Raw genomic sequence first — 1,222 nt, forward strand, 5'->3', positions numbered from 1 at the left:
GGTGAGGGGATTTACTCCCTGAGCTGGGGGTGGCCGCAGAGACCAGCGAGAAGCGACTGTTTACTAAAAACACAGGTCCGTGCGAAGCCGTAAGGCGATGTATACGGACTGACGCCTGCCCGGTGCTGGAACGTTAAGGGGACCGGTTAGCTCCATTTCGGTGGGGCGAAGCTGAGAACTTAAGCGCCAGTAAACGGCGGTGGTAACTATAACCATCCTAAGGTAGCGAAATTCCTTGTCGGGTAAGTTCCGACCTGCACGAATGGCGTAACGACTTCTCGACTGTCTCAACCATAGGCCCGGTGAAATTGCACTACGAGTAAAGATGCTCGTTTCGCGCAGCAGGACGGAAAGACCCCGGGACCTTTACTACAGTTTGATATTGGTGTTCGGTTCGGCTTGTGTAGGATAGCTGGGAGACTGTGAAGCTTGGACGCCAGTTCGAGTGGAGTCGTCGTTGAAATACCAGTCTGGTCGTGCTGGATGTCTAACCTGGGTCCGTGATCCGGATCAGGGACAGTGTCTGATGGGTAGTTTAACTGGGGCGGTTGCCTCCTAAAGAGTAACGGAGGCGCCCAAAGGTTCCCTCAGCCTGGTTGGCAATCAGGTGTTGAGTGTAAGTGCACAAGGGAGCTTGACTGTGAGACCGACGGGTCGAGCAGGGACGAAAGTCGGGACTAGTGATCCGGCGGTGGCTTGTGGAAGCGCCGTCGCTCAACGGATAAAAGGTACCCCGGGGATAACAGGCTGATCTTCCCCAAGAGTCCATATCGACGGGATGGTTTGGCACCTCGATGTCGGCTCGTCGCATCCTGGGGCTGGAGTCGGTCCCAAGGGTTGGGCTGTTCGCCCATTAAAGCGGTACGCGAGCTGGGTTTAGAACGTCGTGAGACAGTTCGGTCCCTATCCGCTGTGCGCGTAGGAGTCTTGAGAAGGGCTGTCCCTAGTACGAGAGGACCGGGACGGACGAACCTCTGGTGTGCCAGTTGTTCTGCCAAGGGCATGGCTGGTTGGCTACGTTCGGGAGGGATAACCGCTGAAAGCATCTAAGCGGGAAGCCTGCTTCGAGATGAGGACTCCCACCCACTTGATGGGGTAAGGCTCCCAGTAGACGACTGGGTTGATAGGCCGGATCTGGAAGCACGGTAACGTGTGGAGGTGACCGGTACTAATAGGCCGAGGGCTTGTCCTCAGTTGCTCGCGTCCACTGTGTTGGTTCTGA

1 rRNA gene is annotated in these 1,222 nt (G+C 56.5%); it reads left to right on the plus strand.

The annotated features are described in order from the left end of the window. Nucleotides 1–1,192 (plus strand): 23S ribosomal RNA (locus tag NGF19_RS30350); the annotation flags it as partial. Between the last annotated feature and the right edge of the window lie 30 nt (nt 1,193–1,222).

The sequence above is a fragment of the Streptomyces macrolidinus genome, assembly GCF_023887685.1.
Taxonomy (GTDB): domain Bacteria; phylum Actinomycetota; class Actinomycetes; order Streptomycetales; family Streptomycetaceae; genus Streptomyces; species Streptomyces macrolidinus.